This is a genomic window from Bradyrhizobium sp., from assembly GCF_049798375.1.
Taxonomy (GTDB): Bacteria; Pseudomonadota; Alphaproteobacteria; order Rhizobiales; family Xanthobacteraceae; genus Bradyrhizobium.
The window spans coordinates 1-3,941 of the sequence record NZ_JBARGP010000285.1; the positions used below are offsets into that span (position 1 = coordinate 1).

Consider the following 3,941-nt stretch of genomic DNA (forward strand, 5'->3'; position numbering starts at 1 on the left):
CTGATGGAGCCGTGGGACGGCCCCGCTGCGATCGCGTTCACCGATGGCCGCCAGATCGGCGCCACGCTCGACCGCAACGGCCTGCGGCCGGCGCGCTATCTCGTCACCAAGGACGACCGCATCGTGATGGCGTCCGAGATGGGCGTGCTGAAGATCCCGGAAGATCAGATCATCACCAAGTGGCGGCTGCAGCCGGGTAAGATGCTGCTGGTCGATCTCGAACAGGGCCGGCTGATCCCGGACGACGAGATCAAGGCGCAGCTCGCCGCCAGCCATCCCTACAAGCAGTGGCTCGACCGCACCCAGTTGCAGGTCGAGACCTTGCCGGACGCGCGGACCCAGGGCGCGCGCACCAACCTGCCGCTGCTCGATCGGCAGCAGGCGTTCGGCTACACCCAGGAAGACATCTCCATCCTGATGACGCCGATGGCCTCGACCGGCGAGGAAGCGATGGGCTCGATGGGCAACGACACGCCGATCTCGGCGCTGTCGGACAAGCCCAAGCTGCTGTTCACCTACTTCAAGCAGAACTTCGCGCAGGTCACCAACCCGCCGATCGATCCGATCCGCGAGGAGCTGGTGATGAGCCTGGTTTCGATCATCGGTCCCAGGCCGAACCTGTTCGACCTGCAGGGCCTGGCCTCGACCAAGCGCCTCGAAGTGCGCCAGCCGATCCTCACCGATGTGGACCTGGAAAAGATCCGCTCCATCTCGGAAGTCTCCGACAGCCATTTCGTCTCACGCACGCTCGACACCACCTTCGACTCGAGCCTGGGCGCCGCCGGCTTCGAGCAGATGATCGACGATCTCTGCGGCCGCGCGGAAGCCGCCGTGCGCGAGGGCGTCAACATCATCATCCTGTCCGACCGCATGGTCTCGGCGGACCGCATCGCGATCCCGTCGCTGCTCGCCTGCGCCTCGGTGCATCATCATCTGATCCGCACCGGCTTGCGCACATCGGTCGGCCTCGTCGTCGAGTCGGGTGAACCACGTGAAGTCCATCACTTTGCCTGCCTTGCCGGCTACGGTGCGGAAGCAATCAACCCCTATCTCGCGTTCGAAACCCTGATCGCGATGAAGGATCGGCTGCCGACCGCGATCGACGATTACGAGATCGTCAAGCGCTACATCAAGTCGATCGGCAAGGGCCTCTTGAAGGTGATGTCCAAGATGGGCATCTCGACCTACCAGTCCTATTGCGGCGCGCAGATCTTCGACGCGGTCGGGCTGAAGGCCGAGTTCGTGCAGAAGTTCTTCGCCGGCACTCACACCCGGATCGAGGGGGTCGGTCTCAACGAGATCGCCGAGGAGACCACACGTCGTCACACCGACGCATTCGGCGAGGCGCTGGTCTACAAGAGCGCGCTCGATGTCGGCGGCGAGTATGCTTACCGCACCCGCGGCGAGGACCACGCCTGGACCGCGGAGTCGGTCTCGACGCTGCAGCATGCGGTGCGCGGCAATTCCAACGATCAATACCGGGCCTTCGCCAAAATCCTCAACGAGCAATCCGAGCGGCTCTTGACCCTGCGCGGCCTGTTCCAGATCAAGTCGGCGGAGGACGAGAAGCGCAAGCCGGTCCCGATCGAGGAGGTCGAACCCGCCAAGGATATCGTCAGGCGCTTCGCCACCGGTGCGATGAGCTTCGGCTCGATCTCGCGCGAGGCACACACGACGCTCGCGATCGCGATGAACCGGATCGGCGGCAAGTCGAACACCGGCGAAGGCGGCGAGGAAGCCGACCGCTTCAAGCCGCTGCCGAACGGCGATTCCATGCGCTCGGCGATCAAGCAGGTCGCTTCGGGCCGGTTCGGCGTGACGACGGAATATCTCGTCAACTCCGACATGATGCAGATCAAGATGGCGCAGGGCGCAAAGCCCGGCGAAGGCGGTCAGCTGCCCGGCCACAAGGTCGACGCCATCATCGCCAAGGTGCGGCATTCGACGCCGGGCGTCGGCCTGATCTCGCCGCCGCCGCACCACGACATCTACTCGATCGAGGATCTCGCGCAGCTGATCTACGACCTGAAGAACGTCAATCCCGACGGCCAGGTCTCGGTCAAGCTAGTGTCCGAGGTCGGCGTTGGCACGGTCGCGGCCGGCGTCGCCAAGGCGCGCGCCGACCATGTCACGATTGCGGGCTTCGAGGGCGGCACCGGTGCCTCCCCCCTCACCTCGATCAAGCATGCGGGCTCGCCATGGGAGATCGGCCTCGCGGAGACCCACCAGACCCTGGTGCGCGAGCGGCTGCGCAGCCGCATCGTGGTCCAGGTCGATGGCGGCTTCCGCACCGGGCGTGACGTCGTAATCGGCGCGCTCTTGGGTGCGGACGAGTTCGGCTTTGCCACCGCACCGCTGATCGCGGCCGGCTGCATCATGATGCGCAAGTGCCATCTCAACACCTGCCCGGTCGGCGTTGCCACCCAGGACCCGGTGCTGCGCAAGCGCTTCACCGGCCAGCCGGAGCACGTCATCAACTACTTCTTCTTCGTCGCCGAGGAAGTCCGCGAGATCATGGCGGCCCTCGGATACCGCAGCTTCAACGAGATGATCGGCCAGACCCAAATGCTGGACCAGAGCCGGCTCGTGGCGCACTGGAAGGCCAAGGGTCTCGACTTCTCGAAACTGTTCGTGAAGCAGGCGGAGCAGCCGGGCCAGAAGATCTATCATGCGGAAGCCCAGAACCATCATCTGGACGCCGTGCTCGACCGCAAGCTGATCGCGCAGGCGCAGCCCGCGCTCAACCGCGGCGCGCCGGTGAAGATCGAGGCCGAGATCAACAACACCGACCGTTCGGCCGGTGCGATGCTCTCGGGCGCGGTCGCCAAGATCTACGGCCATTCCGGCCTGCCGCAAGACACGATCCATGTCAGCCTGAAGGGCACCGCCGGCCAGGCCTTCGGCGCCTGGCTCGCGCATGGCGTCACCTTCGAACTCGAAGGCGAAGGCAACGACTATGTCGGCAAGGGTCTGTCGGGCGGCCGCATCGTGATCAAGCCGCCGCGCATCTCCGGCATCGTGCCGGAGGAATCGATCATCGTCGGCAACACCGTGATGTACGGCGCGATCGCGGGCGAGTGCTACTTCCGCGGCGTCGCCGGCGAACGCTTCGCCGTGCGCAACTCCGGCGCGGTCGCGGTGGTCGAAGGCGCCGGCGATCATTGCTGCGAATACATGACCGGCGGCATCGTGGTCGTGCTCGGAAAAACGGGCCGCAACTTCGCGGCCGGCATGTCCGGCGGCGTGGCCTATGTGCTCGACGAGGCCGGCGACTTCAGCAAGCTCTGCAACATGGCGATGGTCGAGCTGGAGCCGGTGCTGTCGGAGGAGATGATCGCCGAGAACGCCTATCACCAACAGGGCGACCTCGAGGCCCATGGCCGGGTCGACGTGTTCCAGAACCTGCTGGCCTCGGACGTTGAGCGCCTGCACGTGCTGATCACGCGTCACGCCAAGGCGACGGGCTCGAAACGCGCCGCCGACATCCTGGCGAACTGGACGACGTATGTGCCGAAGTTCCGCAAGGTGATGCCGGTGGAATACCGCCGCGCGCTGAAGGAGCTCGCGGCAAACGCCGACGCCGAACCGAAGATCGCGATCGGGGCTTGAGCGTAACCAAAGTCGTCATTGCGAGCGCAGCGAAGCAATCCAGAAGGCCAAATAGAAAATCTGGATTGCTTCGTCGCCTACGGCTCCTCGCAATGACGGGAAACAACAATGTTGATCCCTCGTGGTGAGGAGGTGCGCAGCACCGTCTTGGACCACGAGGCTCGAATGGATCAGGGACGTCGTACGTTAATGGGCAAGGTCACAGGTTTTCTCGAAATCGAGCGGCACGATCGCAAGTATGAGCCGGTCGCCGAGCGGCTGAAGCATTTCCACGAATTCGTCGTTCCGCTGAAAGAGAAAGACCTGCGCGACCAGGCCGCGCGCTGCATGAA

At 64.6% G+C, this 3,941-nt stretch carries 1 protein-coding gene; it reads left to right on the forward strand.

All coding sequences use genetic code 11. The features are described 5' to 3' along the window. On the forward strand, positions 1-3,609 hold a 3,609-nt coding region (gene gltB, locus WA702_RS12335), incomplete at its 5' end, for a glutamate synthase large subunit (RefSeq protein WP_425110803.1). Positions 3,610-3,941 lie beyond the last annotated feature (332 nt).